Source organism: Rhizobium sp. CG5 (genome assembly GCF_023701945.1).
Classification (GTDB): Bacteria; Pseudomonadota; Alphaproteobacteria; order Rhizobiales; family Rhizobiaceae; genus Allorhizobium.
In genome coordinates this window covers 44,986-65,565 of the sequence record NZ_JABAEF010000014.1, presented here as the reverse complement: position 1 = coordinate 65,565, position 20,580 = coordinate 44,986, and the positions used below count along the sequence as shown (strand labels likewise).

The 20,580-nt window shown below is 61.2% G+C and carries 22 protein-coding genes; 14 read left to right on the top strand and 8 right to left on the bottom strand.

Annotated features, from left to right (window positions below):
- The first annotated feature begins 1 nt into the window (after position 1).
- Positions 2–1,612 (top strand): cisplatin damage response ATP-dependent DNA ligase, encoded by a 1,611-nt coding sequence (locus HGO38_RS21185; RefSeq protein ID WP_250957892.1) that lies wholly within the window; start codon positions 2–4, stop codon positions 1,610–1,612.
- Positions 1,613–1,707: 95 nt separating this feature from the next.
- Here HGO38_RS21185 and HGO38_RS21180 read toward each other — a convergent pair whose 3' ends face one another.
- Positions 1,708–1,905 carry a CsbD family protein gene (locus tag HGO38_RS21180; protein WP_250957891.1) on the bottom strand — a complete coding sequence of 66 codons (198 nt, stop codon included), beginning with the start codon at positions 1,903–1,905 and terminating at the stop codon, positions 1,708–1,710.
- A 218-nt stretch (positions 1,906–2,123) separates the two neighbouring features.
- Between HGO38_RS21180 and HGO38_RS21175 the strand changes: the two genes are divergently transcribed.
- Both HGO38_RS21175 and HGO38_RS21170 read left to right on the top strand, forming a co-directional pair.
- Positions 2,124–2,465 (top strand): ElaB/YgaM/YqjD family protein, encoded by a 342-nt coding sequence (locus tag HGO38_RS21175; RefSeq protein ID WP_250957890.1) that lies wholly within the window; start codon positions 2,124–2,126, stop codon positions 2,463–2,465.
- Positions 2,466–2,467: 2 nt separating this feature from the next.
- Complete coding sequence (locus tag HGO38_RS21170; RefSeq protein WP_250957889.1) at positions 2,468–2,908, top strand: hypothetical protein; 441 nt, start codon at positions 2,468–2,470, stop codon at positions 2,906–2,908.
- Between the two features lie 92 nt (positions 2,909–3,000).
- On the opposite strand, the gene HGO38_RS21165 is transcribed toward HGO38_RS21170, so the two are convergent.
- Positions 3,001–3,192, bottom strand: coding sequence for a NepR family anti-sigma factor (locus HGO38_RS21165; RefSeq protein WP_250957888.1), 192 nt, complete (start codon positions 3,190–3,192; stop codon positions 3,001–3,003).
- Between the two features lie 155 nt (positions 3,193–3,347).
- Between HGO38_RS21165 and HGO38_RS21160 the strand changes: the two genes are divergently transcribed.
- The 4 genes from HGO38_RS21160 (at position 3,348) to HGO38_RS21145 (ending at position 6,919) form a co-directional block, all read left to right on the top strand.
- A complete protein-coding gene (locus HGO38_RS21160; protein WP_250957887.1) occupies positions 3,348–4,136 on the top strand; it encodes a response regulator in 789 nt (262 codons plus the stop codon).
- A 221-nt stretch (positions 4,137–4,357) separates the two neighbouring features.
- The gene (locus tag HGO38_RS21155) at positions 4,358–5,260 is read left to right on the top strand and encodes a sensor histidine kinase (RefSeq protein WP_250957886.1); all 903 of its coding nucleotides are present in this window, start codon (positions 4,358–4,360) and stop codon (positions 5,258–5,260) included.
- 157 nt (positions 5,261–5,417) lie between these two features.
- Positions 5,418–6,488 (top strand): zinc-binding metallopeptidase family protein, encoded by a 1,071-nt coding sequence (locus HGO38_RS21150; RefSeq protein WP_250957885.1) that lies wholly within the window; start codon positions 5,418–5,420, stop codon positions 6,486–6,488.
- An 80-nt stretch (positions 6,489–6,568) separates the two neighbouring features.
- Positions 6,569–6,919 carry a hypothetical protein gene (locus tag HGO38_RS21145; protein WP_250957884.1) on the top strand — a complete coding sequence of 117 codons (351 nt, stop codon included), beginning with the start codon at positions 6,569–6,571 and terminating at the stop codon, positions 6,917–6,919.
- Positions 6,920–7,038: 119 nt separating this feature from the next.
- On the opposite strand, the gene HGO38_RS21140 is transcribed toward HGO38_RS21145, so the two are convergent.
- Entirely contained in the window at positions 7,039–7,203 is a 165-nt protein-coding gene (locus HGO38_RS21140; protein ID WP_168475655.1) for a DUF1328 domain-containing protein, read from the bottom strand.
- 175 nt (positions 7,204–7,378) lie between these two features.
- Between HGO38_RS21140 and HGO38_RS21135 the strand changes: the two genes are divergently transcribed.
- Both HGO38_RS21135 and HGO38_RS21130 read left to right on the top strand, forming a co-directional pair.
- The gene (locus HGO38_RS21135) at positions 7,379–7,591 is read left to right on the top strand and encodes a NepR family anti-sigma factor (RefSeq protein WP_250957883.1); all 213 of its coding nucleotides are present in this window, start codon (positions 7,379–7,381) and stop codon (positions 7,589–7,591) included.
- The gene (locus HGO38_RS21130) at positions 7,588–8,154 is read left to right on the top strand and encodes an RNA polymerase sigma factor (RefSeq protein ID WP_250957882.1); all 567 of its coding nucleotides are present in this window, start codon (positions 7,588–7,590) and stop codon (positions 8,152–8,154) included. Before HGO38_RS21135 ends, HGO38_RS21130 begins: the two co-directional genes overlap by 4 nt.
- A 19-nt stretch (positions 8,155–8,173) precedes the next feature.
- On the opposite strand, the gene HGO38_RS21125 is transcribed toward HGO38_RS21130, so the two are convergent.
- Positions 8,174–8,629, bottom strand: coding sequence for a response regulator (locus HGO38_RS21125; RefSeq protein ID WP_250957881.1), 456 nt, complete (start codon positions 8,627–8,629; stop codon positions 8,174–8,176).
- Between the two features lie 44 nt (positions 8,630–8,673).
- On the opposite strand from HGO38_RS21125, the gene HGO38_RS21120 reads away from it, so the two are divergent.
- Together HGO38_RS21120 and HGO38_RS21115 are read left to right on the top strand one after the other, a co-directional pair.
- Positions 8,674–9,429, top strand: coding sequence for a Crp/Fnr family transcriptional regulator (locus HGO38_RS21120; protein ID WP_250957880.1), 756 nt, complete (start codon positions 8,674–8,676; stop codon positions 9,427–9,429).
- A 129-nt stretch (positions 9,430–9,558) separates the two neighbouring features.
- Positions 9,559–10,512: a 1-phosphofructokinase family hexose kinase gene (locus HGO38_RS21115; RefSeq protein WP_250957879.1), complete on the top strand. Its 954-nt coding sequence runs from the start codon at positions 9,559–9,561 to the stop codon at positions 10,510–10,512.
- Here HGO38_RS21115 and ppsA read toward each other — a convergent pair.
- On the bottom strand, positions 10,496–12,895 hold the full coding sequence (gene ppsA, locus HGO38_RS21110) for a phosphoenolpyruvate synthase (RefSeq protein ID WP_250957878.1): 2,400 nt from the start codon (positions 12,893–12,895) through the stop codon (positions 10,496–10,498). The two genes, HGO38_RS21115 and ppsA, sit on opposite strands and share 17 nt — an antisense overlap.
- Positions 12,896–13,211: 316 nt before the next feature.
- Between ppsA and exbB the strand changes: the two genes are divergently transcribed.
- Genes exbB through HGO38_RS21095 form a run of 3 tightly spaced genes read left to right on the top strand, consistent with a single transcriptional unit; the run spans position 13,212 to position 15,800 of the window.
- Positions 13,212–14,381, top strand: a complete 1,170-nt coding sequence (exbB, locus tag HGO38_RS21105; protein WP_250957877.1) for a tonB-system energizer ExbB — start codon at positions 13,212–13,214, stop codon at positions 14,379–14,381.
- Positions 14,382–14,385: 4 nt separating this feature from the next.
- Positions 14,386–14,865: a TonB system transport protein ExbD gene (exbD, locus tag HGO38_RS21100; protein WP_250957876.1), complete on the top strand. Its 480-nt coding sequence runs from the start codon at positions 14,386–14,388 to the stop codon at positions 14,863–14,865.
- On the top strand, positions 14,862–15,800 hold the full coding sequence (locus HGO38_RS21095) for an energy transducer TonB (RefSeq protein WP_250957875.1): 939 nt from the start codon (positions 14,862–14,864) through the stop codon (positions 15,798–15,800). The genes exbD and HGO38_RS21095 overlap by 4 nt, the downstream gene beginning before the upstream one ends.
- On the opposite strand, the gene HGO38_RS21090 is transcribed toward HGO38_RS21095, so the two are convergent.
- The 3 genes from HGO38_RS21090 to HGO38_RS21080 form a co-directional block, all read right to left on the bottom strand.
- On the bottom strand, positions 15,797–17,323 hold the full coding sequence (locus HGO38_RS21090; RefSeq protein ID WP_250957874.1) for a bifunctional aminoglycoside phosphotransferase/ATP-binding protein: 1,527 nt from the start codon (positions 17,321–17,323) through the stop codon (positions 15,797–15,799). The two genes, HGO38_RS21095 and HGO38_RS21090, sit on opposite strands and share 4 nt — an antisense overlap.
- A gap of 171 nt (positions 17,324–17,494) precedes the next feature.
- Positions 17,495–19,036 (bottom strand): L-piperidine-6-carboxylate dehydrogenase, encoded by a 1,542-nt coding sequence (gene amaB, locus HGO38_RS21085; RefSeq protein ID WP_250957873.1) that lies wholly within the window; start codon positions 19,034–19,036, stop codon positions 17,495–17,497.
- A gap of 68 nt (positions 19,037–19,104) precedes the next feature.
- The gene (locus HGO38_RS21080; RefSeq protein WP_250957872.1) at positions 19,105–20,388 is read right to left on the bottom strand and encodes an NAD(P)/FAD-dependent oxidoreductase; all 1,284 of its coding nucleotides are present in this window, start codon (positions 20,386–20,388) and stop codon (positions 19,105–19,107) included.
- Positions 20,389–20,580 lie beyond the last annotated feature (192 nt).

Genomic DNA, 20,580 nt, shown 5'->3' with positions numbered 1-20,580 from the left:
CATGCAGGCTTTCGCCACTCTGCTGGATCGCCTGGTGCTGACGCCGAGCCGCAACGGCAAGCTCAAGCTGCTGACGGACTATTTCCGCAGCACGCCGGATCCGGACCGCGGTTATGCGCTGGCGGTGCTCGCCGGCACTCTGGAGATCAGAAGCGTCAAACCGTCGCTGTTGAAGGAACTGGTGCTGGAGCGCATGGACGAGGTGCTGTTTCGCTATTCCTACGATTATGTCGGCGATCTGGCCGAGACCATCGCGCTGGTCTGGGATACCGACCGAGATGCGATCCCGGCGCAGGCCCAACCGCGTCTCGGGACCGTTGTCGAGCTCATGCAGGGGCTCGGCCGGACGGAGGTGCGTGGTGCTGTGCGGGATCTGATGGACCGGCTTGATCCGTCGAGCCGCTTTGCCTTCCTGAAGCTCGTGACCGGTGGATTGCGGATCGGCGTTTCGGCACGGCTTGCCAAGCAGGCCCTGGCGGATCTTGGCGACCGGGATGTGACCGATATCGAAACGCTGTGGCATGGCCTGACGCCGCCATACGAGACCCTGTTTGCCTGGCTTCAGGGGGCTGAGGAAAAGCCCGCACTCGCAACTCCGGCGATTTTCCATTCGGTCATGCTGTCGACGCCGATTGCCGATAGCGATCTGGAGAACCTGGATCCGGCGGATTTCGCGGCGGAATGGAAATGGGACGGCATTCGCGTCCAGCTGTCGCATTTCGGCGGCACGCGACGGCTCTATTCCCGCTCCGGAGACGATATTTCCAACGCCTTTCCCGATGTGCTGGAGGCCGCCGATTTCGAGGGAGTCATCGACGGCGAACTGTTGGTCGGCGGCACGTCGCGAAGCAACCGACCGACGCGAACCTTTTCCGACCTGCAGCAACGGCTGAACCGCAAGACCGTGTCCGCCAAGATGCTGGTCGAGTATCCAGCCTTCATCCGTGCCTATGATGTGCTGTTCGAGGGGGCCGAAGATGTTCGTGGCCAGAGTTTTCTGGAGCGTCGAGACCGGCTGTCGCGCCTGGTGGAGGCGGCGGCTCCGGATCGCTTCGATCTGTCGCCCCTCGTGCCCTTCTCGTCCTGGGCCGACCTCGATGTGCTTCGCGCCGATCCGCCGGATCCGGTTATCGAAGGGGTAATGCTGAAGCGATTCGACAGTGTCTACCAGGCAGGCCGCGCCAAGGGGCCGTGGTTCAAGTGGAAACGCAATCCGCTCAATGCCGATGCGGTGCTGATGTATGCGCAGCGCGGGCACGGGAAACGGTCGAGCTACTATTCGGATTTTACCTTCGGCTGCTGGACTGCGACGCCGGAGGGCGATCAGCTGGTGCCGGTCGGCAAGGCCTATTTCGGCTTTACCGATGCCGAACTCGAGGTGCTCGACAAGTTCGTGCGCAACAACACGGTGGAACGGTTCGGCCCGGTCCGGGCTTTGCGGGCCGAGCGGGACTATGGGTTCGTTGTCGAGGTTGCGTTCGAAGGCATCAATCGATCGAGCCGGCACAAATCCGGCGTGGCGATGCGTTTTCCGCGCATTTCGCGGCTGAGAATCGACAAGCTGCCAAGGGATGCCGACCGGCTGGAGACGCTGATGGCGCTGATCAACTGAAATTCCATGCAAGGGACTGATTCGAGAACAAAAAACGGCGCTGCTCGATCATCGCGCAGCGCCGTCTCGTTGGCAACGTCATGTCGCCAGAAGGGTCAGCTCTTGCCGAGCCAGGTGTCGATTTCACGTTCGGATTCTTCTTCGGTCTTGCCGTAGACTTCCTGGATGCGGCCCGCGAGCTGCTTGCGGTTGCCGGCGATCACGTCAAGATCGTCACCGGTAAGCTTGCCCCACTGAACCTGAGCCTTGCCCTTGAATTGCTCCCAATTGCCTTCAATCTGATTCCAGTTCATATCGAACTCCTTCTGGTTGATGGTAGTGCTTGGTATCAAGTCACCTGGCCTGATAACGCGCGGCGAGCGAAGGGGTTCCGCAAAAAATGCGGGTTCCGTTGCTCAAAAAGGAGGTCAGCGTGCTCCTCACGCGGACGGGATTCATCTCAACCGCGTGGAACATATTGCCGCCTTCGTGCGTTGACGCCTCGAATCCTGTTTCAACTGGAGAATTTTCCATGGCCAATCCAAACATCACAGACAAAATCTCGGGAACAAACGGCGCGTCCGCAAGTGCCAGCGATATTGAAGCGCAGCTTGAGCAGTTGCGTCTCGATCTGGCCGAATTGACCCGCACGGTTGCCTCCTTCGGCAGCGGCAAGGTGCAGGAAGCTACAAATCGTGCAGCGCGAATCGGCAATGAAGTGGCTGAAGCCTCGGCCGAAGTCATTCAGTCCGCCCGCAGTTCGCTCGTTTCGGCGGAAGAAGATCTGGAAGCGCATATCCGCAACAAACCACTGCAGTCGATCTGCATTGCCGCTGGCGTCGGCTTCCTGGCAGCATTGATGACACGGCGTTAATTATGGGAAAGCTTGCCGAACAGCTTGCCTTCATGGCGATGCGGGGTTTTGGCCCGCGGGTCGAGGAAATCCGGCGCAATACCTTTGGTTATATGATCGCTGGCGTGATGTTTGCCACAGCCTATGTGGGGATCATCGTGGCGTCGTGGTTCTTTCTCACCCCGGAAGTGGGGCCGGCATGGGCCGCGCTGATCGTCTCGGGCGGTGCCATTCTGGTCGGCTTGCTGGTGCTGGGCTGGGTCGCGCTTGCCAATCGTCGTGCTGAGCGTCTGGCTATGCTCCGGCGTGCCAGCCTCACCGTCGATCCCTTAAGTTCGGGCCTGGCGATGGAATTGCCGGGGCTGCTGCGCAACAATCCGATCACCACCGTTGCATTGGTCTCGGGCTTTGCGTTCCTGATCGCCCGCAATCACGGTTTCGGTCGATCGCCAAAGCAGGATTGACGTGAATTTTTGGGATGTATTGCCGGATTGCGCCCGTAGGCGCCGTCCGGCGAACGCGTTGACACACCGAAGACGTTCCGACTGATATCCGCCTATTTGGCCTTATGCTTGCGTTCAGCTTCGTCGAGGCGCTCAAGAAGATCCAGGAAATGATCGGGCGTGCCTTCTTCCACGATGCTCTCATAGTAGCCGCGCAGTTTGGTGGCGATCAGGGTGCTGGCATTTTCTTTCTGAGCATCGGTTGTTTTTGTGTGCTTTTTGTGGCCTGTCTTGTCGCCCGGCATGGTCATTATGTCCTGATCAACCCATATACGGTGTCATCATTATCCTGCTAGAATAAAGTAATAGCAAAAATGTTCCGCAGGTTGGGAACATTTTTTTCCAGCGTGCGTTTGTAGTCGAGTTTGCATCTGATGATGTGCCCAATTGGAGAAGCTGCATGTCCCTTACTGCCCGCGTTGCCGTCCACATTCCCTATCTGCGGCGGTATGCCAGAGCCGTTACCGGCTCACAAACATCCGGAGATGCTTATGTAGCAGCAGTTCTTGAAGCTCTCATTGCGGATCTTTCCGTCTTTCCAAAAGCCAGCAGCGACCGCGTCTCGCTCTATAAACTGTTTGCCACCATATTTGGTTCAACAAATATCGAAGTTCGCCCCGTTTCTTCGCCCTTTGCTTGGGAGCAGCGGGCTGCCTCCAACCTGGCGGCCGTGCCGACACGGGAACGTCATGCCTTTCTGCTGATCTCCGTGGAAGGCTTCACGCCAGAAGAAGCGGCCGAAGTGCTCGACGTCAGCGACGAGGAATTCCGGGTCATCTTCAACCAAGCCTCCACCGAAATCTCCAAGCAGGTGGCCACCGATATCATGATCATCGAAGACGAACCGTTGATCGCGCTCGATATCGAACAGATGGTCGAGGATCTCGGCCACCGGGTCACCGGCATTGCCCGCACCCACAAGGAGGCCATCGATCTTTATGGCCGCACCCATCCGAAAATGGTGCTGGCCGATATCCAGTTGGCCGATGGCAGCTCCGGAATCGATGCGATCAACGACATCTTGAAAGTGGACACGGTTCCGGTGATCTTCATCACAGCCTTTCCCGAGCGCTTGCTGACCGGCGAACGTCCGGAACCCGCTTTCCTGGTCACCAAGCCATTCAATCCCGACATGGTGAAGGCCCTGATCAGCCAGGCCCTGTTCTTCAACGAGCAGACTCGCCAATAGACTGCGCTGGAGGTGGCGCGTCCATCAGGACGTCGATCGATCTATAAGTTCTCGAAATTTGCCGCTGCATTGAGGTTTGGGAGCGGTGCAGCAGGCGGTGCGGACAAGGCGCCCGGCGGAGTGGCACATTGGTACATCGGCTGACATGGTTCGAACCTCAGCGCGGAGATGCGCAACTGCGCGAGTTTTTCGTCTCCGCGTTGTTGGACATGGGGGCCAGCTTGATTCTGCAGGATGCTCAGGGCAAGTATCTCTGTATTACAACATTGCCGCCCCGCTGGTCGCTCACTCCCGATGTGGAGCCGAGCGACGACGGCATATTCGGAACCGAGATCGGCTCGAGGCTCAAGGAACTGAAATCCGGACTGATTGAGGCTGGCGACGGCGGCGACGTGGAGATCGAACTGCCGGATGACAGCGTCTTCGAGTTCAGGTGCCGGCTGGTGGAGACCTCCAAGAACAATCTTTGCATGATGACCGTCGTCGTTGACCGCACGGAAGAGCGGCGGCGCGAGCGCCTGCTGCGGGCGCTGCTGCGGGAAGTTAGCCATCGCTCCAAGAACCTGTTGGCGATCATTCAGAGCATCGCTTTCCAGACGGCCCGCTATTCCGGGACGCTGGAAGGCTTTCTGACGAAATTCCGGGGGCGCCTTCATGCCTTGTCGCTGTCCCAGGACTTAGTGACGGATTCGAGCTGGCGTGGTGCCTATTTCCGCGAGTTGCTGACCCAGCAGGTCGAGAAATACGTCCCGGAGAATGCCAATCTCATCCAGGTGTCCGGCGACAATGTCCTGTTGTCGCCGAATGCCTCCTTGCATATCGGTCTGGCATTGCATGAACTGGTGGTCAATGCCGTCAGCCACGGCGATTTCGTCAGCCAGCGAAAGACAATCCGCGTCACCTGCGAGCGACTGACGCAGCCGCACGGCGATGAAATCCGGGTGACCTGGTCGGAGCCGCTGACCTCGCCGATCGACGAAGAGGGCCAGCGGTCGCGCGGTCGTTTCGGCAGCACGGTGCTCGAACGGGTCGTGCCTGCCTCGGTCAATGGCCGGATGGCCCATACGCTCGATGCCCGGGGCGTGTATTATGAACTGGTCTTTCCGGTCGAAGCATCGGATTAGGGTTGCCGGCTATCCTCGTCATGGGTTGCTCTACGCGAGGGAGGCGGGCGGAACCTTTCGGGTTTCCGTGCGTTTCTGAAGCCTTGCCTTCCCGGCGGTGATCGCCCTCAAGGGGCTATCGTTGTATTTCACCCGCTCCCTTCCTTGGAGATTATGGATGCGTCTCTTCAGCTGTTCCAATTGCCGGAGCACAGTGCATTTCGACAATAGCGCATGCCTGACCTGTGGATCGGGACTGGGCTATCGGCCAAGTTCCTTTGAAATGGTCGCGATGGATCCTTCCGGGAATGTTATCGGCGACAGCGCCGGAAGTCCTTACGAGGCGCGCCTCTGCAGCAATTCGTCGGCTGCGGCCTGCAATTGGCTGGTGGAGGATGATGAGCCGGGTGGCTTTTGCCTGGCCTGCCGCCACAATACGACAATCCCTGACCTTGGCGACCTCACCAATGCCGAAAACTGGCGCAAGATCGAAGCGGCCAAACGGTATCTTTTCTACTCGCTGATGCGATTTAGACTGCCGCTGATCACCCGTACGCAGGATCCGCAAGAAGGTCTGGCTTTCGATTTTCTGGCCGACAATGCCGGCGCGAATGATGCGGCGCCTGTTCTGACCGGTCACGACTCCGGCCTCATTACTCTCAATATCGCCGAGGCATCCGATGCCGAGCGGGAAGCACGACGCGTCTCGCTGGGCGAACCGTTCCGGACCCTCGTTGGACATTTCCGGCACGAGATCGGCCATTACTATTGGGATCGGTTGGTCCGCGATGGCGGCCATCTCGACCAGTGCAGGGCGGTGTTCGGAGACGATAGCCAGGATTATAATGGTGCCCTGCAGCAATACTATGCCAACGGTCCGCAACCGGGCTGGGACCAGGCCTTTATCAGCGCCTATGCTTCGTGCCATCCCTGGGAGGACTTCGCCGAGACCTGGGCGCATTATTTCCATATCGTCGATGCGCTGGAGACCGCTCATGCCTTCGGCTTGCGAACCCAGCCGGAAACGGACAGCGAGGGGTTGGCGCTTCGCGTCACATTCGACCCGTACAAGGCGTTCAACGCGACCGTGCTGGTCAATGCCTGGGTGCCGCTGACCCTTGCGGTCAACAGCATCAACCGCAGCATGGGCCAAAGAGATCTCTATCCGTTCGTGCTTTCGGTACCGGTTGCAGCAAAGCTCGAATATATCCATCAGCTCATTCACGGAGCAGAAGGCCCGGAGACTTAAACGTCCCGCAGGAGCCAGTACCGGCGTGTTTGGAACCTTAGCGACATTGGCGCGTTCTTCTTCGCACAAGGAGAGCGACAATGATGAGCTTTGCTGCGATTATGGTGCTGGTCGCCTGCCAATCCGATCAGGCATCCTGTGTTCAGGAGCCGGTTGTCGTCATTTCCTATGTTGATTCGAAGGCCTGCAGGGCCGATCTCGACCATGAGATCCGCAAGGCCGAGAGGCTCGCTGCTCTGATCTATGGTGACTGCATTCCAGTCGATCCGTACCTCTTGGCCGGACGCGTGGCCATTCGCCAGGAAATGTCCGCCGAAAAACTCGCCGCTCTGATGCCGCAGAAGGCGTCGCCGGCCAAAGGTCTTGCGATGGCGCTGGTCGCAGCCCCGCTCTCCGTTCCCATGCCGCTGGAGCGGTATGAACGTCGATAGAGATTTTCTCTCAAGCGCCGCAGTCCCCGCAATGCCGCAGTGTTTTTGTCATGTCCGTCTTGTGCCAAACGAAAAAACCCGGACCTGAGCCCGGGTTTTTTGTCGAAAGGCGAGCTTTATCAAGCGCGGCGGAAAAGCCTGCTTGCAAGCGAGAGCAGAAACAGCACGATGAAGATGAAAAAGAGGATCTTCGCAATTCCTGCAGATGCGCCGGCGATGCCGCCGAAGCCAAGGGCACCGGCAATCAGGGCCACAACCAGGAACACCAAGGTATAGTAAAGCATGAAGGATCTCCTATTTGACGAATGATGCCTTTAACGTGGAGATCTGGAAAAAGTTCCATTGGCCGTTCCGCAGTAGTTCGCCAAGCGGCATGGGCCAGAAAAATACCGTATTGAGGGAACCTTATCGGCGGCATGCCGTTCCCTTGCACAATGCTTTCAAACTCGTTGGATCAGTATGACGAAACATCATGACATAGCCGATACCGGAGCTGATGAGGGCGCCTTGACGGCAGGGCCTTATTCCACCATCTCGTCCAAGTTGCGTGAGTTTTACCAATCCGTTCAAGAAGAAGACATTCCCGATCGGTTTGTATCGTTGCTGGAGCGGCTGGACCAAGCCGAAAAGACGGCGGGATGCGGTGTGGGCATGAAGGACAACACTCAATGAGCGTTGAAAAAGAAGCGAATGATCGCAGTTTCAAGAGAGATCTGCTGGCGGCCTTGCCGAATCTCCGGGCGTTTGCCGTGTCTCTCACGGGTCGGCATCACGTTGCCGACGACCTCGTTCAGGACACCATCATGAAGGCCTGGGCCAAGCAGGACCATTTCGAGCCGGGCACCAACATGAAAGCCTGGCTTTTCACCATCCTGCGCAACGAATTCTATTCACAGATGCGCAAGCGTGGGCGTGAAGTGTCGGATTCCGATGGTATCTTTACCTCGCAGCTGTCCGTTCATCCGCAGCAGTATGGGGCCTTGGACCTTCAGGATTTCAAGAAAGCCTTGGATCAGCTTCCCAACGACCAGCGCGAGGCGATCATTCTGGTCGGCGCTTCCGGTTTTGCCTATGAGGAAGCGGCTGAGATTTGCGGTTGTGCGGTTGGCACGATCAAGAGCCGCATCAACCGTGCCCGCAACCGGTTGCAGGAAATTCTCGGCGTCTCGGGAGAGGGCGACTACGGCCCGGATGCACACAGCTCTGCTGTTACGAAGCGTGCTTTCGCGGTCTGATACCGCAAAGCTGGAATCGTCAGGCGGGCGATCGGCTGCTGGCCTGACGAACAGCTTCAATGATGATCTTGTCGTCGAAAGGTTTGGCGATGACGATGCTATGTCTAAGCTGCGGCAGGTTTCCGGAAATATCGTCATAGGACGTCAGGAAAATGGGCACCGCGCCGTGCTCTTGAATGAGGTTCGCATATTCCGCATTGCGGTTGATCGAGGGCGCCGCGTCCAGCACAACGACATCGTAACGCGCAGTGGCCAGCTCCGCCTCAAGGTCGTAGCGTGGGCAGACATTGACCACGCAGCCCAGTGCATCCGCCAGTATGGCCTCCACTTCCATAGCGATCAGCAACTGCTTCTCGGCAACGAGTACCCGAAATGGTTGGCAACTCATGGCTTTCGCCTCCTTAAAAAGGCCATATGGGTCGCCGGGCTTCACACTGTCATTTAAAAAAGACATACCATCCGCGGAATGGAACAATCCCGCCTGCCAGGTATTTCAAGAAGAAATGCACAGGGGACATCATGGCGGCGGAACGACGGAAGAACGGTATTCATACGGCATGTCTTGACTGTCCTTTGCGAAAAAACGAACATTTTCGTGAGTTCACGGCGCCGGAACTCGAATTCGTCCGGCGGTTCCGCAAGGGCGAGTTTCACGCCGATGCCGGTACGACAATCTTGGTCGAAGGCAGCCACAGCGCGCATCTCTACACAGTGCTGGAGGGCTGGGGCTTTCGCTACAAGATCCTCGAGGATGGTCGAAGGCAGATCCTCAACTATATTGTCCCAGGCGACATGATCGGCCTGCAGGGGGCGGTCTTCGATGAAATGGCCCATTCGGTCGAGGCCTTGACGCCGATGACGTTGTGCGTCTTCGAGCGCGAACACCTGTTCTCGCTTTTCCAGAAACATGCCGGGCTCGGCTATGACCTGACCTGGATCGCATCGCGGGAAGAGTCGATTCTCGATGAGCACCTGCTGAGTGTCGGACGCAGGACGGCCCTGGAGCGGGCAGCCTACCTGCTGGCCTTCCTCTTCGACCGGGGAAAGGCCGTTGGGCTGCTCAGCGGCAACAGGCGCCAGTTGCCGCTGACCCAGGCGCATATTGCCGACACCCTTGGACTGTCGATCGTTCACACCAACAAGACGTTGCGCAAGCTGGCCGCCAAAAACCTCGTGCGGTGGCTCGACCGCGGTTGCGAAGTTCTCAATGCCGAGGGTCTGCAGGATATTGCCGACTGGCACCCGGGCGCCATCGTCAAGCGACCCTTCATCTGATTGACAGAGCACCAAACGCGCTGGCGATCCGTTGCTCCGGTACCGCTATGCCCGCGAAACAGAACCCGCCACGGATCTTAGGACCGCAGTTATCTTTTCATTGTCACAATAAGGCGCTAGCTATGTGTCATGATCAAAATTCTCGCCCTTGCCCTCAATCCGGCCATCGATATCTCCACGGATGCGGTGAAGGTCGTGCACACCCACAAGACCCGGACACATAACCAGCGGCAGTTTCCAGGCGGCGGCGGGATCAATGTGGCGCGTGTGATTGCTGAACTGGGAGGACAATCGGATCTGGTCTACCTGTCCGGCGGCGCCAGCGGCCTTCTTCTGGAAAGCATGCTGTCGACGCTGCGGGGCCAGCAGCATGTCTTCAAGATGCACGACGCCGTGCGCATTGCCTTCATGGTGCACGAAGAAACGACCAATTTCGAATATCGCTTCGTGCCGGAAGGACCGCTGGTCTCCGAGGCCGAGGTGCAACCGGTGTTCGATCTGCTGGAAACCAGCGATGCGGATTATGTGGTGGCCAGCGGCAGCCTACCGCGCGGCTTGCCGACCGATACCTATGCCCGCATGGCCGACATTGCCGCCCGAAAGGGTGCCCGCTTCGTGATCGATACATCGGGCGAGGCGTTGCACGAGACGCTGACCCGTTCGCGGGTGTTCCTGATGAAGCCCAGCAGCGGCGAGCTGGAGAGTTTTGCCGGCCGAAAGCTCGACACGGACGGTCTGATTGCCACGGCGTCGGAGATCGTTGCCAGCGGTGCTGCGCAGAACGTGGCCGTAACGCTCGGCGCGGACGGCGCCATGCTGGTGAACGCCGATGGGGTCATACGGATGCCGGCCATTGACGTGCCGGTCCAGTCGGCCGTTGGCGCCGGCGACAGTTTCGTCGCCGGCATGGTGTGGTCGCTGGCCGAGGGCCACGATATGGCCGAGGCCTTTCGCTTCGGCGTGGCGACCGGTGCGGCAACCGTGATGACCTCGGGTACGGAACTGTGCCGACGCGCTGATGTCATGACCCTCTATGAGGCGTCCCGCGCCACTGAACGGCCCCAGGTTATGCCGGCTTCCTGACGCCTGCCTTCTCCGCCTCCGCGACCTTCTGCTTCACGTTGATGAAGCTGTCCGGGCTCACCGACATCGAGTTGATGCCGCATTGCACGAGGAATTCTGCGAATTCCGGGTGGTCGCTGGGTGCCTGGCCGCAGAGGCCGATCTTGGCGCCTGCCTTGCGTGCCTCGGTGATCACTTTCTCGATCATCCATTTCACCGCTTCGTCCTGCTCGTCGAACAGGTCTGCCAGTTCGCCGGAGTCCCGGTCGACGCCGAGCGTCAGCTGGGTCAGGTCGTTCGAGCCGATCGAGAAGCCGTCGAAACGATCGGCAAACTTGGCGGCCAGAATGACATTCGACGGGATCTCGCACATCACATAGACTTGCAGGCCGTTTTCGCCACGGGTCAGACCATTCTCCGCCATGACAGCCAGAACCTTGTCGGCCTCGCCGACCGAACGGCAGAAGGGGATCATCACCACGACATTGCTAAAGCCCATCTCGTCACGCAGCCGCTTGATGGCCCGGCACTCCAGCGCAAAACCTTCGCGGTAGCGTGGCGAATAATAGCGCGAGGCGCCGCGAAAGCCGATCATCGGGTTTTCCTCGGCGGGTTCGAATTCCGCTCCGCCGATCAGACCGGCATATTCATTGGTCTTGAAATCGCTCATGCGCACGATGGCGGGTTTTGGATAAACCGCGGCGGCCAGCCGGCCGAGGCCGAGCGACAGCTTGTCGACGAAATAATCCGGCTTGCTGGTATAGCCGGCCGTCAGCGCGGCGATCTCCTGCTTGGCCTTGTCGTCCTTCAAGGTCTCGAAATGCACGAGCGCCATCGGATGAACCCGGATGGCATTGCTGACGACGAATTCCATGCGCGCCAGTCCGATGCCGTCGGCCGGCAGGCGCCACCAGCGGAAAGCCGAGCCCGGATTGGCCAGGTTGAGCATCACCTGGGTCTCGGTCGTTGGCAGGTTGGTCACGTCAAGCTCCTCGACCGTGACGTCGGCAATGCCGTCGTAGACGAAGCCCTCGTCGCCTTCCGCGCAGGAGATGGTCACGTCCTGGCCGGAATGCAGGATTTCCGTCGCATGGCCGGCGCCGACAATGGCCGGCAGGCCCAGTTCGCGACTGACGATGGCGGCATGGGATGTTCGCCCGCCGTGATCCGTGACGATGGCCGCAGCGCGCTTCATGATCGGCACCCAATCGGGGTCGGTGGTCTGGGTCACCAGGATGGAGCCGTCGATGAACGAGCCGATATCCCGGGCATTTTCGATCAGGCAGACCTGGCCGGTCGCCACGGCGTCGCCGATCGACAGGCCCTTGACCAGCATCTTGCCCTTGTTGTGGATCGCATAGGTCTTGAAGGCGCCGGCGCCGCGGCGCGCCTGCACCGTTTCCGGCCTCGCCTGGACGATATACATCGCACCGGTGCGGCCGTCGCGGGCCCATTCCATGTCCATCGGGCAGCCGTAATGGGCTTCGATCGTCGCGGCCCAGCGGGCGAGGGTGACGATTTCAGGATCGCTGAGCACATAGGCAGCCCGTTCGACCTTGGAGGTCGGCACGTTGCGGGTCGGGGTCTCGCCGACGGCGTAGATCATCTTGATCTCCTTGGCGCCGCGTTTCTTTTCGATGATCGGCACAAGGTCAGGCTTGTCGAGCAGGGGCTTGAAGACCTGGTACTCGTCGGGATCGACCGTGCCCTGCACGACATTCTCACCGAGGCCCCAGGCTGCATTGATCAGCACGACCTTGTCGAAGCCGGTTTCGGTGTCGATCGAAAACATCACGCCGGATCCGCCGAGATCGGAGCGGACCATCTGCTGGACGCCGATCGACAGGGCGACCTTCATGTGGTCAAAACCTTTGGTCTTGCGATAGCTGATCGCCCGGTCGGTGAAGAGCGATGCATAGCAGCGCCGGCAGGCATCGATCAGGGCGGCATCGCCCTTGATATTCAGGAAGGTTTCCTGCTGGCCGGCAAAGCTTGCGTCCGGCAGGTCCTCGGCCGTGGCGCTGGAGCGGACGGCGACTTCTACCTCGGCGACACCGGCCCGGCGCGACAATTCGCGATAGGCATCCAGGATCGCGGCAGACATCTCGGCCGGCCAGTCGCCTTTGAGGAAAATGGCGCGGATCGCCTTGCCGGTTTCGGCGAGTGTCGCCTTGCCAGCTTCCCATTCGGCCAAGAGGTCCGTCATGCGCGTCTCAAGATCGTTGGCCTCGACATAGCGCCAATAGGCATCGGCGGTCGTGGCAAAGCCGGGTGGCACATGGATTCCCTTGGGCTCCAGCGTCTGGACCATTTCGCCCAGCGAGGCATTCTTGCCCCCGACCTTGGCCACATCCTGGCGACCAAGGGTTTCGAACCATGCGATGGATTGCGATGCTGCCGTCATATCCACTCTCCCTTGCGGGTGGTCTTGTTTTAGCGCGACCATCAGTCTGGCCACCCGGCTGAGTTGAGCTTAGGGGAATGAGCACGGGATGCTTTGATAGAAATCAAAGAACGGTCGCTATCGCGGCTCGCCGAGTGGGTCTGTCGTCAGGGCGGGAAAACACCGGGATGATTCTCGTTGCGCGGCAACTTATTACTTGTAAACGAAACTCAAGTTTATTATCGGAAGAGACGGGTTTGCGATTTATCGCGCCATTGTTCTGGCTGCGGGGCCGATGCGGACCAGATAAAATCGACGTTTCGAGAAGGAAATCGCCATGATCTTTCGCCCCCAAGTGTCCCTCGCCACGGCAGCGATGTTGGCCTTGCTCTTGAGTGCTGCGATCGACAATAGCGGCTTTGCCCTCGCCCAGGAAACCGCTCCGGCGGCGGCCGTGCCTAGCGCTCCCACTGCGGTCGTGCCGGCTCCTGTCCCGGCGGCAAGTGAAGCGCCTGCCGCTGCTGCGCCGACGACGTCCCGGCCGGTTGCTGTGGCGCCGACCGAAACCGCGGCGCCGGCTGACGTTCCGGCAGCCCCTGTACCGCCCGCCGCGCAACCCGCTCCCACCCAGGATACTGTCCAGGTCGTGCCTGCGAGCCCGCAAACGGCACCGGCAACCTCCGACGTTGCCCCATCTTCCGATCCGCAGGCCCCTGCGCCTGAAGCCGCCCCTGCCGAACCGGCCGGCGGCATATTCAGCGACCTCATCGAGATCCCGCGCTCCGATCTTCCGCATGATCTGTCGCCGATCGGCATGTTCCTGGCCGCGGACTGGGTGGTGAAGTCGGTGATGATCGCGCTTGCCTTTGCGTCTTTCCTGACCTGGACAATTCTGATTGCCAAGACCTTGCAAATGGCCGGTGCCAAGGCGCGGGCGCAGCGAGGCCTGAAGACCGTGCGCAATGCCAAGACGCTGGGCAATGCCGTGACTGCCATGGGTCGACGCCGCGGCGTCGTGGCGCTGATGCTCGCCACGGCAAGCCAGGAACTGCAGTTTTCCGACCAGGCAATCGACCATGCCGGCGGCGAGGGCGTCAAGGAGCGGGTCGGTTCGGCGCTGTCGCGGATCGAGGTGCAGGCCGGCCGGCATATGGCGAACGGCACGGGCATTCTGGCGACCATCGGTTCGACCGCACCTTTCGTCGGGCTGTTCGGCACGGTCTGGGGCATCATGAATTCGTTCATCGGCATTTCGGAATCCCAGACGACCAATCTGGCGGTCGTGGCGCCCGGCATCGCGGAAGCGCTGCTGGCAACGGCAATCGGTCTGGTTGCGGCCATTCCAGCGGTGGTGATCTACAACGTCTTTGCCCGTTCGGTGACCGGATACCGCCAGATGCTGGCCGATGCCGGAGCTGGCGTCGAGCGGTTGGTGAGCCGCGATCTCGACTTCCGCAAGGTGCCGACCGAAAACCGGACGGCGAAAATCAAGCTTGTGACGGAGTAAGGCCATGGGAGGCGGTATTCGCGAAGGGGCCGGCGACGATCTGGTCGAGAACCACGAAATCAACGTGACGCCGTTCATCGACGTCATGCTGGTTCTGCTGATCATCTTCATGGTGGCGGCGCCGCTCGCCACCGTCGATGTCAATGTCGACCTGCCAGCCTCCACATCGACGCCGGCGGAACGTCCTCCCGAACCGGTCTATGTGACGTTGAAGGATGACCTGACGCTCAATCTCGGCAACAATCCGGTGGCGCGCGAGGCGCTGGCGGCCGATCTCGACCGGATGACCGAGGGCAAGAAGGACACCCGCATCTTTCTTCGTGCCGACAAGGCGGTCGACTATGGCCAGTTCATGGAAATCATGAACCTGCTGCGCGATGCCGGCTATCTGAAGATCGCGCTGGTCGGTCTGGAAACCTTGCCGCAGCCGATCGCGTCTCCCCCGGACGGAGCATCGCCGGCGCCTGAGGGCCAGCAACCATGACTGTCCCTCCGGTGCAGCGTCGGTTTTCCCTTGCCGAACTGGCCCTGTGGTCGAGTGCCGGCATTTTTGTATTCGCCGCCCATGCGGGAGCCGTGGCGCTGATGCTGCAGCAGCCGGCCGAAATGGCCGCCGCCGAGGCGCCGCCCGCTGCGATCATGATCGAGATGGCGCCGGAACCGGTGGCGGTGAACACGGAAGAAGACCAGATCGTCCCCGACGAGGTCGATGCCGAGGAAATCAAGACGGCAACCACCGAGCCATTGCCGGAGCCGATCGTCGAGCCGCCGCCGGAGCCCATGCCCGAGCCGGTTGTCGAGCCGGAGCCCATCCCGGAACCGGAGCCGACGCCTCCCGAAGTGGTCGAGCCCATGCCTCCCGAACCGCTGCCGGAACCGGTGGAAGAGGTGGACCCGATCGAGGAAATGATGAAGGCCGAACTCGAAAATGTCGAGGTGCCTTTGCCGATCCTGCGTCCACCACCACCACCGCCGGAAACGAAGAAAGAGGAGGTTGCCGAAAAGCAGCCACCGAAGAAGAAGACTGTCACCCCGCCGCCGCCGGCATCGAAGGCAGCCAAGCAGGCCAAGGCGCAGGTGCAGCAGTCCGACCGGACAGCCGCCGCGCAGAACAGCACCGGTGCCGCCCAGTCGTCGGTGTCTCCGGCGCGCTGGCAGTCGCGGCTGATGTCGCATCTGGAGCGCCGCAAACGTTATCCGAGCGAAGCCAAGGCCAACAAGGAACAGGGCACCGCCTATGTGCGGTTCAGCATCGACGATTCCGGCAATGTGCTGTCGGTGTCGCTGTCGCGTTCCTCGGGCTATGCGTCGCTCGACCGGGCGGTCATCGAAATGGTGCAGCGCGCCTCGCCGGTTCCGGCACCGCCGCCGGGTGCCAACAAGACCATCACGGCGCCGGTGAAGTTCAACATCCGCTAGAGGCTTGCCAGAAGCTGTTTTGTTCGCAGAAACACTTCGAGCGGCGTTCCGGCCGCCGAGATGTGGTGCCAGTCTATGGGGCCGGTCGATTTTGCCAGCTGCCGTTCCAGAATCTCGGGCGTCGCGTCGGACGGTCCTTTCGGCCGGGCGATGACGCGGCCCTTGAGCACGCCCGCATCGGCTTCCAGCCAGATCCCGGTAAACGGCACGCCGAGGTTTTTGGCAACCGCTTCCATGGCGGCGCGGTCTGCTGCACGGTCGAACACGGCGTTGACGATCACCGTGCCGTTGCGGGCCAGGATGCTGTCGGCCTTGCGGCACAGGCTATCGTAGACTTTGGCCGAGACGTCAGGCGCATAGGCCTCCGGCGGTAGCGGTTCGCTTGGCGGCCGGTCGAACATCGCCTTGCGGATGCGGTCGCTTTCCAGCATCCGGGCTCCGGGCGGGCCGCCGATATGGGGTGCCAGGGCCTCGGCCAATGTCGATTTTCCCGAACCGCTGAAGCCGCCGATCACCACCAGGCGCGGCTTTGCGGGCTTCAATAGCTCCCGCGCGAAGTCGAAATAGGAGGTGGCGCTGGCCGTCAGGTCGCCGGAGCCGTCGCCGATTTCGGCGATCTGGGTTCCGGTGACATGGGCGCGCACGGCGGCTCTGACGGCCATGAAGAAGGGCAGAAGGGTAAAGCCATCGTCGTCGCCGGTGACATCGAGGTAGCGGTTGACGACCGTGTTGGCAAATTGCGGAAAGCCGCGATGCCAGAGATCCATCAGCAGGAAAGCCAGGTCATAGAGGGTGTCGATCGTGGCGATCTGGTCATTGAAGTCGATGCAGTCGAACAGACGTGGACCCGACGCCGTCATGTAGATATTGCGCAGATGCAGATCGCCATGGCAGAGGCGCACCTTGCCCGCGGTCTCGCGGCTGTCCATGGCCTCGACATGGGTCGTCCAGGCCTGCCGGAACGCTGCGGTGAGGGCCGTCACATCCGGTTTGGCAAAGACCTCACTGGTGGCAAAGCCGCCTTCGTTGATGTCGAGAACGCCGGCCATGTTGGCCGATCCGCTCACGCCATGCATGACGGGCGCTTTGGCATGAAATTCGGTGATCATCACCGCCGTTTCCTCCATCAACGGCTTGGTGAGCTTGCCTTCGGTCGCCATGCGATCGAACAGGTTATGCTGGCGGAACCGCTCCATTTCCACCACGGCATCGACCGGTTCGCCGGATCCGTCGAAGGCCAGCCGACCATCGGCCTCGCGGGTGATGCGGCGGACGCCGAGATAGAGATCGGGCGCGGCGCGGCGATTGAGTTCGATCTCGCGTTCGCAGAAGGCCAGGCGCAGGTCATAGGTCGAGAAGTCCACATAGGGCAGCTTGACGGCGCGTTTCAGCTTGAAGGCGCGGGCCTCGATGAGGAAGACCAGCGAGATATGGGTCTCGATGATCTTGACCTTGCCCGTCTGCCCATAGCTTTTTGCGTCGCTCAGGAAGGCGATGGCGGCCGTTTGGTCCTGTATGTCCATGCGTGCCTCAGGCGTGCTGTGGTCGTCGTGCCTGCACCTTGGCCGATTTCGCCGGCCAAGACCAGCCGACCTTAGGATGGGTGCCATCATGCCGCGTCTGACCATGAAAAAAGCCGCGCCGGCCTTTTCAGGCGCAACGCGGCTTTGAATGCTTGGCTTTGGCAGATGCGATCAGCCGACGTCGAACTTGACGCCCTGGGCGAGCGGCAGGGTCTTGCCGTAGTTGATGGTGTTGGTGGCGCGGCGCATATAGGCCCTCCACGCATCCGAGCCGGACTCGCGTCCGCCGCCGGTTTCCTTCTCGCCACCGAAGGCGCCGCCGATTTCGGCACCCGACGGGCCGATATTGACATTGGCAATGCCGCAATCGGAACCGCGCGCCGAGGTGAAGGTCTCGGCCTCCTGCATGTTGTTGGTGAAGATCGATGACGACAGGCCCTGCGGCACGTCGTTGTTCATCTCCAGCGCGTCGTCGAATTCGGCATATTTGACGACATAGAGGATCGGCGCGAACGTCTCGTCCTTCATCGGGCCGGATTGTTCCGGCATTTCGACAATGGCCGGCCGGACATAATAGGCGTCTGCCGCTTCGTTCTGCAGCAGCCGCTCGCCACCGGAGACCTTGCCACCGGCCGCCTTGGCGGCGTCAAGGGCGGTCTGCATGCGCTCGAACGAGGCCTTGTCGATCAGCGGGCCGACCAGCGTCGTGCTTTCGAGCGGATTGCCGACGGAGACCGAGCCATAGGCTTGGATCAGGCGGGGCACGAGCTTGTCATAGACGCTTTCATGCACGAACAGGCGGCGCAGCGACGTGCAGCGCTGGCCTGCCGTGCCCATGGCTGCAAAGGCGACGCCGCGCAGCGTCAGGTCGAGATCGGCGGTCGGGGCCACGATGGCTGCATTGTTGCCGCCGAGTTCGAGGATCGAGCGGGCAAAGCGGGCGGCGAGCCGCGGGCCGACCTTGCGGCCCATGGCCGTCGAGCCGGTGGCCGAGACGAGGGCGATTTTTTGATGGTCGACCATCACCTCGCCGATCTCGCGTCCGCCGATCAGCAGGGTCGAGAGATTGGCCGGAGCCGTGCCGCCTTCGGCGACGAAGCGCTTCAGGGCCTTTTCGAAGATCGCGTGGGTGGCGATCGCCGTCAGGGGCGTCTTTTCCGATGGCTTCCAGACGATCGAGTTGCCGCAGACCAGCGCCAGTGCGGCATTCCAGGACCAGACGGCGACCGGGAAATTGAAGGCCGAGATGATGCCGACGGCGCCGAGCGGATGCCAGGTTTCCATCATCCGGTGTTCCGAGCGCTCGGTGGCGATCGTCAGGCCGTAGAGCTGGCGGGACAGGCCGACCGCGAAATCGCAGATGTCGATCATTTCCTGCACTTCGCCGAGGCCTTCGGAAACGATCTTGCCGACTTCGATCGATACCAGGCGGCCGAGCGCCTGCTTGGCCGTGCGCAGTTCCTCACCCAGCAGGCGGATCAGTTCACCGCGCTTGGGGCCGGGAACCAGACGCCATTCCTGGAAGGCCTGGTGGGAGGATTCGATGGCGGCAGCGGTGGCTGCAGCGTCGATTTCCCTGACCTGCGCCAAGGCCGTGCCGCTGATCGGCGACTGGACGGCCAGCGTGCCGCCGGTAAGCTGGTCGGCGGAAACGCCGAGATCGGCCATAATGGCGCGCACATCAGCGGCGAGATCGAGTGGAGCAAGGCTCATGGGTGTTTCCTTCTTTGGACGTGTCATCTCGTTGCAGGTCGGGCCGGTCGCCCCATTCGCCTTCACGGTCAGGCGCGGGCTCCGGCAAAATGGGCAAGCTGCGCGCCGGCTTCGTACCATGTCTCCTTGAGGGTACGGAAGGGTGGATCGCGCGGATCGGTAAGCGGCAGCGGCAGTTCGCTTTCCGGCAGTTCGCCGAGGATATGTCTGGCCAGAACCTTGCCGAACACGGTTCCCGGCGCAATGCCGCGACCGTTATAGCCGGAAAAGCCGACGACATTGGCTGCGAATTTATGGAAGCGCGGCAGGGCATTGGTCGTCATGCCGATCTGGCCATACCACTCGCTTTCGAACTCGACGTCGCCGAGTTGCGGGAAGAGGTGCTTCAGACTGCGGCGGGCCCAGGCCTTGTGAATGCCCGTGCCGGTGCCGCGAAGCGCGCCGACACTGCCGAACACCAGCCGGCCGGCCTGGTCCATGCGGAAGGAGGAGAGCACTTCCTTGGTGTCCCAGCAGCCTTCGTTGCCGGGCAGGATGGTGCGGCGAAGGTTGTCGCCGAGCGGTCTGGTCGCAAGATTGAAATAGGGCAGGTGGACCTGTTCGGTGCGAACCTGCTCCCAGGGGCCGGTGCTGTAGGCATCCGTGGCAACCACGATCCAGTCGGCGGATACGCTGCCGCGATCGGTCGTGACCCGCCAGCCGGTGCCCTGGCGCTCGGTCGCGGTCACCTCGCTTCCGGTATGCAGGATGGCGCCGGCCTTGACGGCGGCATGGGCGAGGCCGCGTACATAGGCGAGCGGCTGCAGGGTGCCGGCCCGCCGGTCGAGCAGCGCGCCGCGATAGCCCTCGGTGCCGATACGCGATGCGGTCTCGGCGGCGGACAGGACTTCAACCGGTGCGCCGCGCTTCTGCCACTGGGCGGCGCGGTCCTCGATTTCCTTGAGCCCGGCAGGGCCCACCGCGCAATGCAGGGTGCCGGCTTTCTGCAGCTCGCAGGCAATCTCATGGGTCTCGATGAGGTCCATGACCACACCAGGCCCGTTGCCGAGCAAATCGAGCAGTCTTTCGCCATGTACCGGACCGAGTTCGCCCGGCAGATCGTCGGGCATGACCCACATGCCGGCATTGATCAGGCCGACATTGCGGCCGGCGCCGCCAAAGCCGATCTCCTTGGCTTCCAGCAGAATGACGCGACTGCCGGCGCTGGCCAGATGCAGCGCTGCCGAAATGCCGGTATAGCCGCCGCCGACAATCACCACATCCGCCTTGGCATCGCCGGCAAGCGGCACCGTTGCCGGAGGCTGAGGCGCCGTCTTTTCCCAAAGGCCGTGGGAGCGGGGATCGTTCAGCATGGGGCTTCTCCATCGGCTCTGCGGTGCACGGGGTGGCGCGCCGGGAAAGGGAATGTCTGGACGGGGCGGCGGAAGAAACGGCAGATGTCTTGCCGTCGCGCTGTGCCGCCCGTTTGCCCGGTGTCATTCCAAAATATACAGTCGGCCATAATTAGGTGAGGATTTTTTTGAGATATAACGATAATTTCTCAA